Origin of the sequence: Herbiconiux liangxiaofengii (assembly GCF_041927335.1) — a bacterium.
In the GTDB taxonomy this organism is placed as follows: domain Bacteria; phylum Actinomycetota; class Actinomycetes; order Actinomycetales; family Microbacteriaceae; genus Herbiconiux; species Herbiconiux liangxiaofengii.
This window is the reverse complement of the sequence record NZ_JBHFHD010000014.1, coordinates 167,602-183,707: the sequence shown is the minus strand read 5'-3', so window position 1 is coordinate 183,707 and position 16,106 is coordinate 167,602. Positions and strand designations below refer to the sequence as shown.

Below are 16,106 nucleotides of genomic sequence, written 5' to 3'. Positions count from 1 at the left end.
GGGTCAGTCCTGGGCGAGGATCGCGTAGAGCCGGCGCCGAGCGTCGTCGAGCTCCTTGACCGCCTGCGCGACCTGCTCGGGGGTGCCGGTGCGCCCCACCTGGGCGGCGGCCTGGGCGAGCTCGAAGCCGGCCTTGGGCAGGGCTCCGTGGTCGCGCTTGCTCTCGCCCTCGCTCTCGAAGTCGCCGGTGACGAAGGGAGACTTGGTGCCCTCGCTCGCGGCCACGACGATGCCGGCCTCGGTGAGCGCATAGGTCTTGCGTCCGTTGGACTCCTCAGCGCTCACGAGACCCTCGTCGGAGAGCAGCTGCAGGGTCGGGTAGACCGATCCGGCGCTGGGCTTCCAGCTGCCGCCGGAACGCTCCTCGATCTCGTGGATGATCTGGTAGCCGTGCATGGGCTGCTCGGCGAGGAGCGCGAGCACCGCGGCGCGCACGTCGCCCTTGCCGACGCGGCTGCCGGCCTTCTTCTCGAAGCGGGAGCGGAACTGCTCCATCGCCTGCCAGATGCTGTCGGCGTTCATGCCGGCACCGAATCCGCCTGTGGGGAATGAGTTGCTCATGGTGACCTCCGTCGTAGATCGTGAACGATACCCAACGATATGCCTGAGCGACACCGAACGATACCCGGCCGCGCGAGTGTGGAGGCAACCCGCAGGAACCGGTGTGCGGCGACCGCTGCGAAATGCGTCAACACGAAACACGCCACCTGCGGATTTCGAGGCCCGCTCCGCACAGCGCCCCCTCCGGGTATCGCAGGATGGACGACAACCGATGGGACACCCCGTCCCGTCCCGCCCGAACACCCACACCCGAGGAACGATCCGTGAACGCACCGAGAACAGCCCCCCGAGGCCGCTTCGCGCCGTCGGCCGCCGGCTACCTCATGCTGCTGCCGGCTCTCGCCGTGATCGTGCTGCTCGTCGTCGTTCCGATGCTGGTGATCGCGCGGGACAGCTTCGCCGTGAGCGACCCGCTCGGCGGCAACCTCGGCGGGTTCACGCTCGCCAACTACGAGAAGCTGGTCGACCCCGTCTACCTGAAGACGCTGGGCTACAGCCTCGGGATGGCGCTGCTCAACGCGGTGGTCTGCACCGTCGTCGGCTACATCGTGGCCTACTACATCGCCACCCGGAAGGCCTCGCTCCAGCCCGTGCTGCTGGTGCTCGTGATCATCCCGTTCCTCACCGACTTCCTCGTGCGCACCTTCGCCTGGATCACGCTGCTCGGCACCGGCGGCCCGTTCATCTCGCTGTTGCGCGCGTTCGGCGTCGACGCGCAGTCGCTCGTGCCCTCCCAGCTGGCCGTCACGCTCTCGCTCCTCTACGCCTTCCTGCCGGTCGCGGTGTTCCCCATCTACGCCGCCATGCGATCGATCGACCCGAGCCTCAAGGAGGCCGCCGCCGACCTCGGGGCCGGCTGGTGGCAGACCCACGCGCGCATCTTCATCCCCCTCTCCTCGTCCGGACTCGCCTCGTCGGTGATGCTGACGTTCGTGCCCACGCTCGGGGTGTTCGTCATCCCGGTGCTGCTCGGGGGCGGGAAGGACCCGCTGGTCGGGAATCTGATCGTCACCCTGTTCACGGAGTTCCGCAACGAGCCGCTGGGAGCAGCTCTCTCGATGGTCGTGCTCATCCTGATGCTCGCCTCGGTGGCCGGGGTCGGGCTGCTGCTCCGGAACGGCGCCCGCCGCAATCGCGCCGCCGAACCCGCAACCCGCACCGCGCGACCCGCAGCCCTCACGACCCGAGAGGAGGCATGATGGACCGCCTCACCTCCTGGATCGCCCGACTGGTGTTCGTCTTCCTCTACCTACCCATCGCCGCGTTGATCGTCTACTCCTTCAACTCCTCGGAGGTGAGCTACCGCTTCGACGGGTTCACGTTCCGCTGGTACGCCGAGTTGTTCGCCGACGAGATGCTGCTCGACTCGCTCCGCACGAGCGCGATCGTGGGCCTCATCGCAGCCCTCATCGCCACCACCATCGGGTTCCTCACCGCGTTCGCGCTGGTGCGGTACCGGGTGAAGGGGCGGGCGTTCTTCCTGGGCGCCATCCTGATCCCGCTGATCGTGCCCGAGATCGTGCTCGGGGTGTCGTTGCTCACCGTGTTCAGCACGGCCGGCATCCCCACCGGGCTGCTCACCCTCGTACTCGGCCACGTGGTGATCACGCTTCCGCTCGCGACACTGGTGCTGATGGGGGCGATGAGCTCGCTCGACCCGAGCCTGTCCGAGGCGGCCACCGATCTGGGGGCGTCGCCGTGGGTGACGTTCCGGCGGGTGCTGTTCCCCCTGCTGCGACCGAGCATCCTGGCCGCGTTCCTGCTCAGCTTCACCACCTCGTTCTCGAACATCGTCATCTCGACATTCACCGCGGGCGTCGGCACCACCACGCTGCCGCTCCGCATCTATTCCACCCTGCGCACCGGCCTCACCCCCGAGCTGAACGCGCTCGGCACCCTGCTGGTCGTGGCGACCCTCGGCGTCATCCTCGTCGTCGGCGTCTCGCAGATGCGCCGCATCCTCGCCGGCCCCACCCCGTAACACCCCGCACCACCGCACGACACCACCCGCACCACCGCAGCCCCACCCTCCTGCACCACTCGACCCCTAACGAAAAGACACCCCATGAACAAGAAGGTCCTCACGCTCGGCGCTCTGACGCTGGCCTCGGCCACCCTTCTCGCCGGCTGCTCCGCCGGCGGCGACGCCTCATCCACCGGCGCGGCCGGCAGCGGCACGCTCTCCATCTACGCCTGGGCGGGCGAGATCCCCGACTCGGTGATCGACGGCTTCGAGAAGGAGACCGGCATCACGGTCACCGTCGACACCTTCGACAGCAACGAGACCATGATCTCCAAGCTCGCCGCCGGCAACTCCGGCTACGACGTGGTGGAGCCGAGCCAGTACGCCGTGCAGCTGATGGTGCAGCGCGATCTGGTGGCCGACATCGACCAGTCCAAGCTCGAGGGCTTCGACAACCTGGCCGAGAAGTTCGTGAACCCCTCGTTCGACCCGAACAACGAGCACTCCATCCCGTGGGCCTGGGGCACCACCGGCATCCTCTACAACGAGGCCTGCACCGGCGCACCCGTCACCGGCTGGAAGGACATGTGGAACCCGGAGTACACCGGCAAGGTCTACATGCTCGACAACATGCTCTCGGCCTACATCGCCGGCCTCCAGGTGAACGGCCTCTCGGCCACCACCACCGACGAGGGCGACATCGAGACGGCCACGAACTCGCTGCTCGAGCAGAAGCCCATCCTCGGCGGTTACAACAGCACCAACTACGCCGACCTCGTGGGAACCGGCGACGCCTGCATCGCCGAGGCCTACTCCGGCACCACCTCGGCCACGGCCGTGGCGAACAACCCCGACGTGCACTACATCATCCCCGAGGAGGGCGGCACGCTCTGGACCGACAGCTTCTCGATCGTGAAGGGCACCGCGAACGAAGACGCCGCGTACCAGTGGCTGAACTACACGCTGCGCCCCGAGGTGGCTGCGCTGGTGACGGATGACGCGTCGCTGGCCTCCACGAACGCCGCCGCCCTCGACCTGGTGAAAGACCAGAGCCAGGTCGAGAACCCGGCCATCTACGCACCGGCCGACTCGCTCACCAACTCGGAGTTCATCGTCGACCCCGGAGACGCGCTGGCGTTCTTCCAGGACGGCTGGACCCGCGTGCGCGCCTCCTGACCCTCTTCACGCGGAACAACCAACGGAACGAGCACCCATGAACACCACCACCGAGTCGCCGGCGGTGAGGCTCACCGGCCTCACCAAGAGCTTCGGAGCCAACCAGGTCGTGCAGCCCCTCGACCTCGAGATCGGCCGCAACGAGTTCTTCAGCATCCTGGGCCCCTCAGGCTGCGGCAAGACCACGCTGATGCGCATGATCACCGGCTTCGAGACGCCCACCGGTGGCTCGGTGGAGCTCGCCGGCCAGAACGTCGACCGCGTTCCCACCAAGTCGCGCGACCTCAACATGCTCTTCCAGAGCTACGCCCTGTTCCCCCACCTCTCGGTGTACGAGAACGTGGCCTTCGAGCTGCGGGTGCGCCGCACGCCGAAGCGCGAGATCGACAGCCGGGTTCGGGATGCGCTCGACCTGGTGAGGCTGGGTGCGTTCGCCGAGCGCAAGCCGGGCGAGCTCTCCGGCGGCCAGCGCCAGCGGGTCGCGCTCGCGCGCGCCGTGGTCGGACGCCCCGCGGTGGTGCTGCTCGACGAGCCGCTCGGCGCCCTCGACCAGAAGCTGCGCAAGGAGATGCAGTTCGAGCTCAAGCGCATGCAGCGGGAGGTGGGAATCACCTTCATCTACGTCACGCACGACCAAGAAGAAGCGCTCACCATGAGCGACCGCATCGCGGTGATGAGCGAGGGCCGGGTGCTGCAGGTTGCGAGCCCCACCGAGATCTACGACGCCCCCGTGTCGCGCTTCGTCGCCACGTTCATCGGCAGTTGCAACGTGCTCGACGGGGTGGTGGATGCCCAGGGTCGCTCGGTGGTCGTGCCGGGCGTGGGCGAGCTGCCCGCCTCGGTGCCGGCGGATGCGCATCCGGGCACGGGCGTGACGCTCGCCATCCGCCCCGAGCGCGTGACGATGGCCCCCGCTGCAGCTGCCGCGGCCGGCAGCACCGCTCCCCTCGGCGCGATCCCCGGAACCCTCGTGGAGCGTGTCTTCCTCGGCGACGAATGGACCTTCCACGTGCGCCTGGCCTCCGATGCCGTGATGACGGTGTCGGTGCCGAGCGGCGCCGAGGCCGCCGCGCTGGGCGCCATCGCGAACGGTTCCCCCGTGGTGCTCTCCTGGGCCGCCTCCGACGCCCGGGTGCTGCCCGCCGACGGCTCGCCGGTCGCCCCCGCCGACTCGGCGGCATCCGCCCCGACCTCCGAGGTCGCCGCATGAACCCCTCTCTCGCTGCCGCCGTGGTGCAGCTCGCACCGACGACCGACGCCGCCGCCAACCGCGAGGCGATCGCCGCCCTGGTGGCCGACGCTGCCGCCGCCGGCGCCCGACTGGTCGTGCTGCCCGAGGAGTCGATGCTGCTGGCCGGCGAGGTGGAGGGGTCGCTCGGAGCGATCGTCGACGCCGAGTGGCCGCTCTTCCTCGCGCGCCTGTCGGAGCTGGCGGTGCAGCACGAACTGTGGATCATCGCGGGCGGCTACGAGCCGGCCGGCACCGATCGCCCGTTCAACACCCTCGTCGTGGTGAATCCGCGCGGGGAGCACGTCGAGAGCTACCGCAAGCTGCACCTCTACGACGCCTTCTCCTACCGCGAGAGCGACTACGTCACCGGGGGCTCCGAGGTGCCGCCGGTGGTGCTGATCGAGGGCGTCGCGGTGGGCCTGGTGAACTGCTACGACATCCGCTTTCCCGAGCTCAGCCGCGATCTCGTGGCGCGCGGCGCCGACGTGCTGTCCGTGTCGGCGGCGTGGGTGGCGGGCGCACGCAAGGAGGAGCACTGGGCCACTCTGCTCACGGCCCGGGCCATCGAGAACACCTGCTGGGTGCTGGCCGCCTCGTCGTCCTCACCCGAGTGCATCGGCAACAGCCTGGTCATCGATCCGCTCGGCGTCGAACGCGCCGGCCTCGGGCCCATCAGCTCGGGATTCGAGGTCGTCGAGATCTCGCTCGACCGCACCGCCGAGGTGCGCGAGATCGTGCCCTCGCTGGCCAACCGCCGCCTCGTCTCCACCGTCACCGTTCAGGAGTAACCGTGCCCTTCACCTCCGGCCCCGCCCCCGCGCCGCTCGATTCCGGGCTCGTGGCGAAGCTCGAACGCCTGTCGTTCCCGACGCTCGGCCACTACCTCGAAGAAGGTTTCGCCGACTTCGGCATCCGTCGTCTCGCCGGTTCGACGCGAGTCGTCGGCCGCGCCGTCACCGTGCGCATCACCGGCCAGGACTCCACCGTGCTGCACCATGCGGCCGGCTGGTGCGAGCCGGGCGATGTCTTCGTCATCGACACCGGCGGCGACACCCGGCACGCCCCCGTGGGCGAGGTGCTCGCCGCCACCCTCTCGTTCCGTGGTGCGCGCGGCGTGATCGTCGACGGTGTGGTCACCGACCTCGACGAGGTCGAGCGGTTCGGCCTGCCCGTCTACGCCCGCGGCTCGAGCGTGCTCACCACCAAGCTGCTGTCGCTGGATGCCGGCGGCGTGAACATCCCCGTCGTCTGCGGCGGGGTCGCGGTGAACCCGGGCGACGTCGTGCTCGCCGACCGCAACGGCGTCTTCTTCGCCCCGGTCGCGGTGGTCGAGGCCATCATCGACACCGCGCTGGCCGACGACGCCGAGGAGCCCGAGCTCGTCGAGTCCCTCCGCCAGGGCGCCCACCTCGGCGACCTCACGGGCGCGAGCGAGGCCGTCGCCGGTTTCGGCGCATCCTGACCCCGCTCGGGCCGCGACACCCACATCACCCCCTCAGAACCACGGAGCACCACATGCTGATCAAGGCCGCCATCAACGGAGGCCGGGGCCGCGACGAGCACCCCGCCATCCCCCTCACCGACTCCGAGATCGCCGCCGCCGCCGCCGCGGCCGTTGCCGCCGGAGCCGACGTGGTGCACGCCCACGTGCGCACCCCCGACGGCGGCCAGAGCATCGCGCCCGACGCGGTCGCCGCCATGGTGCGCGCCGTTCGCGCGGTCGACCCGTCGATCGTCATCGGCACCACCACGGGTCTCTGGACCTGTTCCGGCCATGCCGAACGGATGGCGCACCTGGCCGCGTGGCCGGTCGAGGCGCTGCCCGACTTCGCCTCGGTCGCCTTCTCCGAGGAGGGTGCCGCCGAGGCCGCATCCCTCGTGGTCGAGCGCGGAATGGTACTGGAGAGCGCCGTCTGGCATCTCGACGAGGTGCCCGCGCTGCTGGCCTCGCCGACCCTGAACGAGAACGTGCGTATCCTGATCGAGCCCGAGGACGAGGGAGCCGAGGCCGCCGTCGCCCACGCCCGTGCGATCGCGGCCGCCCTCCGCGCGGGCGGCGCCACGGCGCCACTGCTGTACCACGGCTACGACGCGACGGCCTGGCCGGTGGTGCGCGCGGCCATCGCCGACGGCGTCGAGGTTCGCGTGGGCTTCGAGGACATGCTCGTGCTCGACGACGGCTCCCGTGCCCCCGACAGCGCGGCGATGGTCGCCCTGGCGCGCGCGCTGGGCGCCTGAGTCGCCCGCCGCGACCGACTCGGGGATAATCGGCCTATGGCGGCAGACGATCTGGATCGGCGGCTCGTCGAGCTGCTCGGCGAGGACGGTCGGCGCGCCTACACCGACATCGCAGGCATCGTGGGGGTGTCGGAGGCGACGGTCCGTGCGCGGATCCAGCGGCTCACCTCCGACGGCACGCTGCGCATCGTTGCCCTGTGCAACCCGCTGACCCTCGGTCACCAGTCGGTGCGCCTGCTGCTCACGGTGCACGGCGCGAGCCCGCGCAACGTGGCCAAGTCGCTCACCTCGCTGCCGATGATCGGTCACGTGGCCCTCACCTCCGGCGCCCACGACATCTACCTCGAGGCGACGCCTCGCGACCTGGGCCAGCTCGCCGACCTGCTCGACGACATCCGGCGCACCCCCGGCGTGGCGAAGATCGACCAGTTCGTGCTCACCCGCCTGTTCAAGGACTACTCCTGGAACGGGCTGCGCGACCAGTCGGGGCAGCGGGCGGTGGGCGGCTCGGTGGGTTCGAACCCTAGCCCTCAGGCCTGAACCCGGCCGACGGATGCGGCCGTGTCGGCCGCCCCACCGGTTCCCGGAAGCCCGACCAGACGTACTCGTCCTTGATCACCTCGAGCACCGCCGCCGTCTCGAGCACGTCGATGCCGGTGATCGACCGCACGGTGTCGGTGAGCAGCAGGTTCATCTCGGACTGATCGGCGCACCGCACATCGGCGCTCAGGTCGAACGAGCCGATGCACGACCCCACGTACTTCACCTGCGGCAGCGCGGCGAGCGCCCGGGCCACCGACTCGACGGTGGCGCCCCGCACGCGGATCGACAGGTGCGCCTCGACGTAGCCCATGCGCGGGCTGTTCGGCATGCCCACCACCTGCACGACGCCGAGTGACAGCAGCCGGTTGTACCGCTGCCGCACGCTGCCCTCGGTGAGCCCGACGTAGCGCGCGATCTGACCGAACGACCGCCGACCGTCGAGGCGCAGCTGATCGATGATCTTGCGATCGATCACGTCGATGGCTTCGAGCTCCACCCGCCCATTCAATCACCCCTCGCGGTCTCGACATTTGCTCATCTTGTCGATGCCCTGCTATGGTCGCCCCGTCAGTTGGGGAACGGACAGCGGCTGAAGCAGACGGAGCCTCGTGGCATCGCAGTCCCCTGCCCACTTCCCATCCATCCTCCGAGTCGCCCTCGGAACCCTGCTGGTTCTGCTCGGTTCCGCACCTATTTCGATCGCCTCGGCTCCGCCCACCTCGGCGGTGCGCCTGGACGTTGTGACCGCCCAGCCGGTTTCCTCAGAGTCGTCCTGCCGTACCGAGGCAGACGCCGCCGACTGTGACGTCGACCGCGACCGCATTCCCGATCTCGTGGAGCGCATGGTCTGCGCCGATCTCACCTGCGCCGACGGCACGGAAGACACCGATAGCGACGGCATCGCCGACTGGGTCGAGGTGTCGGTGTGCGACAACTCGACCTGCGCTCACCCCGACCGCGACTCCGACGACGATGGCATCCCCGACTTCGCCGAGATCCTCACCTGCGGCGACGCCACCTGCTCGAACTCGCGGGAGAACCGCGACGGAGACGCCGCCACCGACTGGGCCGAGACCGTCATCTGCGGTGACCCCACCTGCGCTACCGGGCTCGAGGACTACGACTCGAACGGCATCGCCGACGCGGCCGAACTGCAGGCCTGCGTGCGCGAGGTCTCCGGCCTGGCTCTCACCGGTTCAACCATCGCTTGGGCCGCGATCCTCGGGGCACTCAGCCTCATCGGTGGCGGGCTGCTGCTCCGGATGCGGCGAGCACGTCGTGCGCGCACGCTCGCCATCGAAGACACCGTCTCGTGATCGTCACCACTCACCTGAGTCGTCGCGTGCGACGGCGCCGACGGCTGCGTGTCCCAGGCGCCATCGTGCTGTGCGCCGCGCTCGCACTCGGCGCCGGAGTCACGCCGTCCATCGCCTCTCCGGCGATGCTGGCCGAGCGCCTCGCCCAGCGAACCCTCGACCACGTGCGCGACGCCGCGGCTGCTCTGCCCCTCGCGCCCGACGAGCAGACGCCCGAACCCGAGCCCATCGCCAGCGGATCGATCGCGCCCGAGACCGAATCGACCATCACCGCTGAATCGACCGGAGCCTCGGTCACGTTCTCGGGCCGAGAGCTCGCCGACCCGCTCGAGGTCCTCGTCACCCAGCCCGACACGCTCGGCGAACGGATGCTGCAGTCGGCCCAGTCCGAATCCGGCGGGCTCGCAGCCTCCCGCGTTCTCGAAATCACCGCAACGTCGCCCGAGGGAACTGAGGTCACGCGTTTTCCAACCACCTTCACGAGGGTCGGCGTCCCGACCGATCCCGCCGATGCCGACGCCTCGTCCGGCAGCAACTCCGGCACCGGTTCTCCTGACGCGAGCCCCTCCGCCCATGCCATCGACGTGATCCCGGGTATCCGCCTCACGCTTCCGGTCGACGATGCGGCCGTCGCCGAGCACGATCTCGATCCCTCCACCCTCACCATCTACACCCGCGAACACGACGGCACTCCGTGGCGTCCGATCCCCTCCTACTTCGATGCCACCACGAACGCGGTCAAGGGTGAGCTCGATCACCTCTCCCAGTTCGTCGTCATCGGTATCCCGAAACGCGCCAGCCCTCGGCCCCGCGTGGTGCTCGACCCCGACGACGATCTCGGCTGGGCCACCACCCCGGCTCCGCCCGTCACCGAACTCCCCTACAACATCGCCCTCGCCCAGGGCGTGCGCGCGCTGCTCGCCGTCCAGTGTCTGGCCGACGTCACGATCACGCGAGACGACCCGGCCACCCCCGTGGTGTCCCATTCGATGCGAGCCGCCATCGCCGCCGCCCGTACTCCCGACGCCACCGTCACGCTGGCGTTCGACGCCGCCACGGGAACCGCCTGGGACACGGGGCCGACGTCCGGCGGCAGCAAATCGTATCCGCGTGGCAACGCCGACGACAACGCCCTCGGCGACTCCTTCGTGAGCACCCTGCCCGGCTATACGGGGCGGCCCGCTCGGATCGTCGGCGATCCGCGCTACCCGGCTGCCGACTTCGCCGGCCTTCCGGGAGCAGTCGCCCACCTCGAGACCCTGTATCTCGACAACAACTACGACCGCGGCGTCATCGACGACCCTGCCGGCTTCCAGGCCATCGTCAACGGCACCGCCAAGTCGATCGGCGATTATCTGGTGAGTAGAGGCGCGAACTGCACGAGCCCCGTCACAGGCGGCTGGCCGGCCCCGCCGAGCGCTGCCGAGCTCGAGCGTTGGCGCAGCCTCGGCTACCAGAACAACCAGACCTACGGCGCCGATCCGGTCTCGTTCTCCACCGGCAACCTCGTCGAAGACGAGCCGATCTTCGAATTGACGGGCCCGGGCGATCAGGTCATCGACCTCACACTGATTTACAACTCGCAAGACGAGCGGGAGTCTCGCGCAGGTCTCGGTTGGACCTTCGGCGTGGGCGCCCGAGCCCAGCGCTTCGACGACGGTTCGGTGCTGATCGTGCGTGGCGACGGCGCGAGTTTCGTCTTCCGGGGCGACGGTGGTGGTGGCTACACTGCCGAGGCGGGCCTCCGCCAGTCGCTTCGCGAGACCGGTGCGGGCCAGCTGCTCCTCACCGACGCGCAGACGGGGGAGAACTGGGAGTTCGACGCGGCCGACATCGACGGCATCGGCGAACTCGCGCGCCACGTCGACCGCCAGGGCAACGTCACCACCCTCCGCTACGGCGCGCCCGTCGATGCCGACACCACACATTTCATCCCGCTCATCGGGATCACGGATGCCGGCGGCCAAACGATCGCCGTCGAGAATGACTCCACCGGACACATCACCGCGTTCGTGCACCCGGACGGCCGCCGCTGGACGCTCACCTACGACTCCGGCTTCCGGCTCACCGCGATCACCGCGCCCGATGCCCGCACACGAACGTTCACCTATGACGCGGGCCACCGGCTTGTCACCGCCATCGATGCGGCCGGCGTCACGGACCTCCGCAACGAGTACGACGCATCCGGCCGAGTCGTGAAGCAGTTCGACGCCCAGAACAACGAGCGGCTGTTCGCTTACTCGACCACCCCTGGCGGTGGCTCCACGGTCTACACCGACAATGAGGGCAATCAGACGAGCTTCGCCTACGACGCGCATCACTGGATCACCGCACGGACGGACGCCGTCGGCAACACCGCTCACTACAGTTACGACACGGCCGGCCAGGTCATCGGCTACGAAGACGAAGCGGGCCGCACCTGGTCGTACACCTACGACTCGGCGGGCAACGTCACACGTGAAGTGCAGCCGAACGGAGCCGTGGTTCTCTCGACCTACACGCCCACAGGCGAGCTGGCGTCTCGGACGGATGAGGGCGGCCCGTCTGGAGCACCACGCACCACCGCATTCGAGGTCTCGCCACGCGGCCAGGTGACCGGAGTGGTCCAAGCCGACGGAACCCGCCTCACGAACACCTACGACGCGTCCGGGAACCTGACGTCGGCGGCGACGCCTTCCGGCGCGACGACTCGATACACCTATGACGATCGCGGCAATCCGACCTCCTCGACCGACGCTCTCGGCGCCACGACGTCCCTCACCTACGACGCAGCGAACCGCGTGACCTCCATCACGGATGCACTTGGCGCCACCACCGTCATGCAGTGGGATGTCGGCGATCGGCTCACCTCCCGCCGCGACGCCCTCGGCGGCACCAGCAGCTACACCTACGATGCGAACGACCGCCTCACCTCGTCGACCGATCCGACCGGGGCCGTCACCCGGTACGAGTGGGACGACCTGTTCCGCCTGGTCTCGGTCACCGGCCCGGCCGGTGCGACCACTCGCTACGAGTACAACCGCGAAGACGAGCTCGTCGCCTCGACCGACCCACTCGGGGCGGTCACCTCGTTCGCGCTTGACGACCTCTACCGCGCAGTGGAGATCACCGACCCGAACGGCTCGGCATGGAGCCGCAGCTACGACCCGGTCGGCACTCTCGTCTCGTCGACTGACCCGCTCGGCGCGACTACCCGGTACGAGCACGACGAGATGGGTAACCTCCTGCGCGAGACCAGCCCGGTCGGCCTCGAGACCCGTTCGACCTTCGACCTGGTCGGCCGCCAGACATCCTCGATGGACGGCGCCGGCAACACGACCCGCTACGCGTACGACCTGCTTGACCGGCCCGTCTCGGTGACGGACCCGTCCGGCGCGGCATCGCGAGCCACCTTCGATGTCGACTCCCGCCTGGTGGCCTCCACCGATCGGCGTGGCCAGACCTCGACGTTCGAGTACGACGCGGCGGGGCGTCTCGTGTCGATCACCGACCCTCTCGGCGCCGTGACTGCATCCGTCTACGACCTGGCCGGGAGGGTCACCTCGCAGGTCGATGCGCTCGGACACACCAGGACTTTCGACCACGACCGGCTCGGCCGCACCACCACAGCGGCCGATCCGCTCGGCCGCACGACCATCTTGTCCTACGACGCCGCGGGGCGACTTCTGTCGACGACCGATCCACTCGGCCACACCAGTGCCCAGGCGTACACGTCAACCGGAGCGGTGGCGTCCCGAACCGATCCGACCGGGGCGGTGCACTCCTTCATTTACGACGCCGCCGGGAGACAGACGTCCATGATCGACCCGCTGGGCACCGAGACCCGCTACGCCTACGACCCGGTCAGCCAGCTCACGGCCGTGACCGAAGCGTATGAGGCGCTCGCGCGTCCGGATGCCGACACGAACGTACGGACTTCCTACGAATACACGGCCACCGGCCTGCTCGCCCGCGCCACCGACGCCAACGGCAACGCGTCCATCTACACCTACGACGACGCCGGCCGCCTCGCCTCCGAGACCAACCCGCTCGGCTCTGCGTGGAACTACCGTTACGACGCGGCCGGGCGCCTCGAATCGCAACTCGACGCACAGGGGCAGACCACGTCGTACGCCTACACTGCCCGCTCGGATGTCGCGGAGGTGCGTTACCCGGGCGCATCCGGTCCCGGCACGGTCGCCTTCGAATACGACGCGAACCAGCAGCCCATAGCGATGACCGATGCGACGGGTACCACAGGCTGGACCTATGACCCGCTCGGTCGCGTGCTCTCTCAGATCGACGGCACGGGCGCCCAGCTCGACTACTCCTACGATCAGGCCGGCCGGCTCACATCGCTGGGCCTCCCGTCGGGTACGTTGATCGGCTACGAGTACGACGACGCCGGCCATCCGTTGGCAACCCGGTCGCCCTGGGGCTCGATCGCCTACACCTGGGATGCGGCCGGCAACCTCGCCTCCCAGCTCAGATCGACCGGACTCTCGACCTCGTACGCCTACGACGACGCCGACCGGGTGACGCAGATCGCGCACCACGAGCCCACGCCTGCACCTGCTGCGGGGGTCGAACCCGCGCATCCTGGAACGGTGTCGGCCAGCCTGACACCGTCTCCTCTCTCTCACTCTTCGACACCGGTATCCACGATCGTCGACCGGTGCACCTCGGCAACCGGCTACCTCGCGACTCGCTCGCTACCCGAGACGGGTTCACCTGACGACTGTGTCAAGGCCGCCGACTATCTCGATCGCCGCACGGCGCCCACTGCTCCGAGCCCGCTCGAATCGGTCGCCTCACTGACTTTCGACTACACGTACGACGAATCGGGAAACGTCACCACGGCGACTCGAACCTTGGCCCCCATTCCCTCGCCGGCGATCGCTCCGACCGATGCCCGTTCCTACACGTACGACGCGCTCAACCGCCTCACCGGCAGCACCCGCTCTGACGGCTCGACGGCGACCTACGGCTACGACGCGGCCGGCAACCGCACCTCCTCCACCTCGACGGGACCGACGGCCGCGATTACCGTCACCGCCCAGTTCAACAAGGCGAATCAACTGGTCGCGTCGAACACCTCGTCATCAACAGGTCGGACGGCCGCCGCATATGACTACGACCCGAACGGAAACCGCACGTCACAGAATGAATCGGGCATCACGACGGACTTCGGTTACCAGGCCGACGGCCGTCTCACGTCGGTCACCCGCGAAGGCCGCTCCTCTACCTATGCCTACGACGGACTGGGCCGCCAGGTCGCCACCACCGAGACCTCGCGGCACGGCACCTCGGAAGAGAGCACGACGTGGAACGGGATCACTCCGATCCAGACCACCACCTCTTCCGGCACCACCGCCCTCGTCACCGACGCGCTGGGAGAGCTGGCCTTCGAGGCCGACCTCCCCTCGGCCGACCCCGCATCCTGGATGCTCCTGGACCGCCTCGGCTCCACAGTGGCCCAGGCTGCAGGAGCCTCCCTCACTCAACTGGCCATCTACGACGACTGGGGTGGCCAATCCTTCGACACCGCGTCGTGGACATCACCAACCGGCTTCACCGGCGAAGCCACCGACCCGGGTTACAACCTCAACACCTACCTCTCCCGCACCTACGACCCCGCCACAGGCACCTGGCTGACGCCGGACTCGTGGCGCGGCCTCCTCACCCACCCTCAAACGGCGGCCCGCTACGCCTACGTCACCAACTCTCCCGCCACCCTCATCGACCTCGACGGCAACCGCCCCTGGGACCCAGCGGTCTCAGTCCAGGGCAAGTCGGGAGGCTCCTGGGCCTACCAACCGGCCACCCAGGGCCGTTCCTCCTCAGCCACCGCCAGCGACCACTACGCGGCCCGCGCCCAGGGCCTCCCCACCGACTACTACTACTCCGGCGGCGGCAGCGGCTACACCGGCGGCGTCATTACCGATGACAACTGTCATCCACAAGCTGCCTGCCGCAGTGCTGAGTCGATGTCTATACGACATCGACTTGCCAAACGGACTCCAGGTATCGGTCTAGACCCCTGCGCACTCGACCCAGTCGGGTGCTTATGGCGAGATGCGGCCGTCAAGTTCGACGAGGCGCGGGAATGGCTTGGTAGAGCGGCCGGCTTTCTGCGGGACGCGGCAATCGTCGGATTCAATAGTCTCGTGGAGCTGGGGAAGATTTGGGCTACAGCCCCGCGCTCGATCAAGAACTTCGCTACGTCGGTGTCACGCCTGGGAAAGTTCATCCCTGTAGCGGGAGCGGTGTTTGCCGGCGTGAACATGGGTCTGGAGTGGGACGACCAAAACACCTGGGGCAATACGAGGAACGGTATCGGTTTCGGTATTGCATCCGTAGAGGTCGGATCTGGTCTCCTGACTCCGCTCGTTCTTGCACCTAGCCCGGCATTGGCAACTATTGGAGTTGGAGCGGGCGCCGTCGCGTCGGCATCTTCCATCGCGGGAATCGCATGGGACAGTCTGGACCTCGTCTGGGACTGGGGAGAGGAGTACGCGTGGTGAAGAAGAATCAGACGCCATCGAAGCGAGGACGACGACCAAACCTCCAAGCTCCTTGGTCGGAAAAGGGTTGGTACTCAGATGAATACGAGGCGGCACGGGATCCTGAGGTCGAACGGGTAGTTGAACAAGCAGGAAGGTCGCTCCACCCCTACGGGTACAAAGACAACCGCCCGGGGCTGGCTATTTCGCCCGTATTCCACAACCCGTACCTCAATCTGCCTCTGACGGGTGTCTTTGTGTGGGGCGGTCTGTTTCTGTTCGAGAAGCTTCGCGACGACGCCTTCGTCGCAGCGGTGGTTTGCCTGATCTTCTTCTCACTGGTTGCACTCATCGGCGTGGTGATGAGTGCCCTCCGAGCACCGGGATGGCATCGGGCACGACGGGATGTCCGTGCCTACATCGCCGAGCACGGAGGACCTTTCCCGCCCGAGCTTCTGTGGTACCGATAGCGCGACGGCGTTCAGCCCCACAGCCTCGGTCGACCTGCTGATTCGGATGATGGTCGCGCAGGGTCTGGTCTAGACCACGCAGGTACCTAGCGCTGCCGCCTAAGTCACACTCATTGCCACGGCGGA

The 16,106-nt window shown here is 68.5% G+C and carries 13 protein-coding genes; 11 read left to right on the top strand and 2 right to left on the bottom strand.

Going from position 1 to position 16,106, the window contains the following annotated elements:
• Nucleotides 1-3 precede the first annotated feature (3 nt).
• Nucleotides 4-561, bottom strand: coding sequence for a PadR family transcriptional regulator (locus ACEXOR_RS15325; protein ID WP_374850586.1), 558 nt, complete (start codon nucleotides 559-561; stop codon nucleotides 4-6).
• 263 nt (nucleotides 562-824) lie between these two features.
• Between ACEXOR_RS15325 and ACEXOR_RS15320 the strand changes: the two genes are divergently transcribed.
• From ACEXOR_RS15320 to ACEXOR_RS15285, 8 genes are all read left to right on the top strand, one after another.
• Nucleotides 825-1,760 carry an ABC transporter permease gene (locus tag ACEXOR_RS15320; protein ID WP_374850585.1) on the top strand — a complete coding sequence of 312 codons (936 nt, stop codon included), beginning with the start codon at nucleotides 825-827 and terminating at the stop codon, nucleotides 1,758-1,760.
• Nucleotides 1,760-2,542 carry an ABC transporter permease gene (locus tag ACEXOR_RS15315; protein WP_374850583.1) on the top strand — a complete coding sequence of 261 codons (783 nt, stop codon included), beginning with the start codon at nucleotides 1,760-1,762 and terminating at the stop codon, nucleotides 2,540-2,542. The genes ACEXOR_RS15320 and ACEXOR_RS15315 overlap by 1 nt, the downstream gene beginning before the upstream one ends.
• Before the next feature lie 84 nt (nucleotides 2,543-2,626).
• Nucleotides 2,627-3,700, top strand: a complete 1,074-nt coding sequence (locus ACEXOR_RS15310) for an ABC transporter substrate-binding protein (RefSeq protein ID WP_374850582.1) — start codon at nucleotides 2,627-2,629, stop codon at nucleotides 3,698-3,700.
• Nucleotides 3,701-3,737: 37 nt separating this feature from the next.
• A complete protein-coding gene (locus tag ACEXOR_RS15305) occupies nucleotides 3,738-4,910 on the top strand; it encodes an ABC transporter ATP-binding protein (RefSeq protein ID WP_374850581.1) in 1,173 nt (390 codons plus the stop codon).
• Nucleotides 4,907-5,719 carry a carbon-nitrogen hydrolase family protein gene (locus ACEXOR_RS15300; RefSeq protein WP_374850580.1) on the top strand — a complete coding sequence of 271 codons (813 nt, stop codon included), beginning with the start codon at nucleotides 4,907-4,909 and terminating at the stop codon, nucleotides 5,717-5,719. Before ACEXOR_RS15305 ends, ACEXOR_RS15300 begins: the two co-directional genes overlap by 4 nt.
• A gap of 2 nt (nucleotides 5,720-5,721) precedes the next feature.
• The gene (locus ACEXOR_RS15295; protein WP_374850579.1) at nucleotides 5,722-6,393 is read left to right on the top strand and encodes an RraA family protein; all 672 of its coding nucleotides are present in this window, start codon (nucleotides 5,722-5,724) and stop codon (nucleotides 6,391-6,393) included.
• A 53-nt stretch (nucleotides 6,394-6,446) separates the two neighbouring features.
• Nucleotides 6,447-7,169: a 3-keto-5-aminohexanoate cleavage protein gene (locus tag ACEXOR_RS15290; RefSeq protein WP_374850578.1), complete on the top strand. Its 723-nt coding sequence runs from the start codon at nucleotides 6,447-6,449 to the stop codon at nucleotides 7,167-7,169.
• Nucleotides 7,170-7,205: 36 nt separating this feature from the next.
• Nucleotides 7,206-7,709: an Lrp/AsnC family transcriptional regulator gene (locus ACEXOR_RS15285; RefSeq protein WP_374850577.1), complete on the top strand. Its 504-nt coding sequence runs from the start codon at nucleotides 7,206-7,208 to the stop codon at nucleotides 7,707-7,709.
• Here ACEXOR_RS15285 and ACEXOR_RS15280 read toward each other — a convergent pair.
• The gene (locus ACEXOR_RS15280) at nucleotides 7,693-8,208 is read right to left on the bottom strand and encodes an Lrp/AsnC family transcriptional regulator (protein ID WP_374850576.1); all 516 of its coding nucleotides are present in this window, start codon (nucleotides 8,206-8,208) and stop codon (nucleotides 7,693-7,695) included. The two genes, ACEXOR_RS15285 and ACEXOR_RS15280, sit on opposite strands and share 17 nt — an antisense overlap.
• A 112-nt stretch (nucleotides 8,209-8,320) precedes the next feature.
• On the opposite strand from ACEXOR_RS15280, the gene ACEXOR_RS15275 reads away from it, so the two are divergent.
• Genes ACEXOR_RS15275 through ACEXOR_RS15265 form a run of 3 tightly spaced genes read left to right on the top strand, consistent with a single transcriptional unit; the run spans nucleotide 8,321 to nucleotide 15,980 of the window.
• Complete coding sequence (locus tag ACEXOR_RS15275; RefSeq protein ID WP_374850575.1) at nucleotides 8,321-9,028, top strand: hypothetical protein; 708 nt, start codon at nucleotides 8,321-8,323, stop codon at nucleotides 9,026-9,028.
• Entirely contained in the window at nucleotides 9,025-15,531 is a 6,507-nt protein-coding gene (locus tag ACEXOR_RS15270; RefSeq protein WP_374850574.1) for an RHS repeat-associated core domain-containing protein, read from the top strand. The genes ACEXOR_RS15275 and ACEXOR_RS15270 overlap by 4 nt, the downstream gene beginning before the upstream one ends.
• Nucleotides 15,525-15,980: a hypothetical protein gene (locus ACEXOR_RS15265; RefSeq protein WP_374850573.1), complete on the top strand. Its 456-nt coding sequence runs from the start codon at nucleotides 15,525-15,527 to the stop codon at nucleotides 15,978-15,980. The genes ACEXOR_RS15270 and ACEXOR_RS15265 overlap by 7 nt, the downstream gene beginning before the upstream one ends.
• Nucleotides 15,981-16,106: the final 126 nt, after the last annotated feature.

Excerpts from the sequence above, each read along its gene's own strand:
- ACEXOR_RS15325 (WP_374850586.1), bottom strand. The coding sequence starts at position 561 with ATGAGCAACTCATTCCCCACAGGCGGATTCGGTGCCGGCATGAACGCC.
- ACEXOR_RS15315 (WP_374850583.1), top strand. The coding sequence starts at position 1,760 with ATGGACCGCCTCACCTCCTGGATCGCCCGACTGGTGTTCGTCTTCCTC.
- ACEXOR_RS15310 (WP_374850582.1), top strand. The coding sequence starts at position 2,627 with ATGAACAAGAAGGTCCTCACGCTCGGCGCTCTGACGCTGGCCTCGGCC.
- ACEXOR_RS15305 (WP_374850581.1), top strand. The coding sequence starts at position 3,738 with ATGAACACCACCACCGAGTCGCCGGCGGTGAGGCTCACCGGCCTCACC.
- ACEXOR_RS15300 (WP_374850580.1), top strand. The coding sequence starts at position 4,907 with ATGAACCCCTCTCTCGCTGCCGCCGTGGTGCAGCTCGCACCGACGACC.
- ACEXOR_RS15290 (WP_374850578.1), top strand. The coding sequence starts at position 6,447 with ATGCTGATCAAGGCCGCCATCAACGGAGGCCGGGGCCGCGACGAGCAC.
- ACEXOR_RS15285 (WP_374850577.1), top strand. The coding sequence starts at position 7,206 with ATGGCGGCAGACGATCTGGATCGGCGGCTCGTCGAGCTGCTCGGCGAG.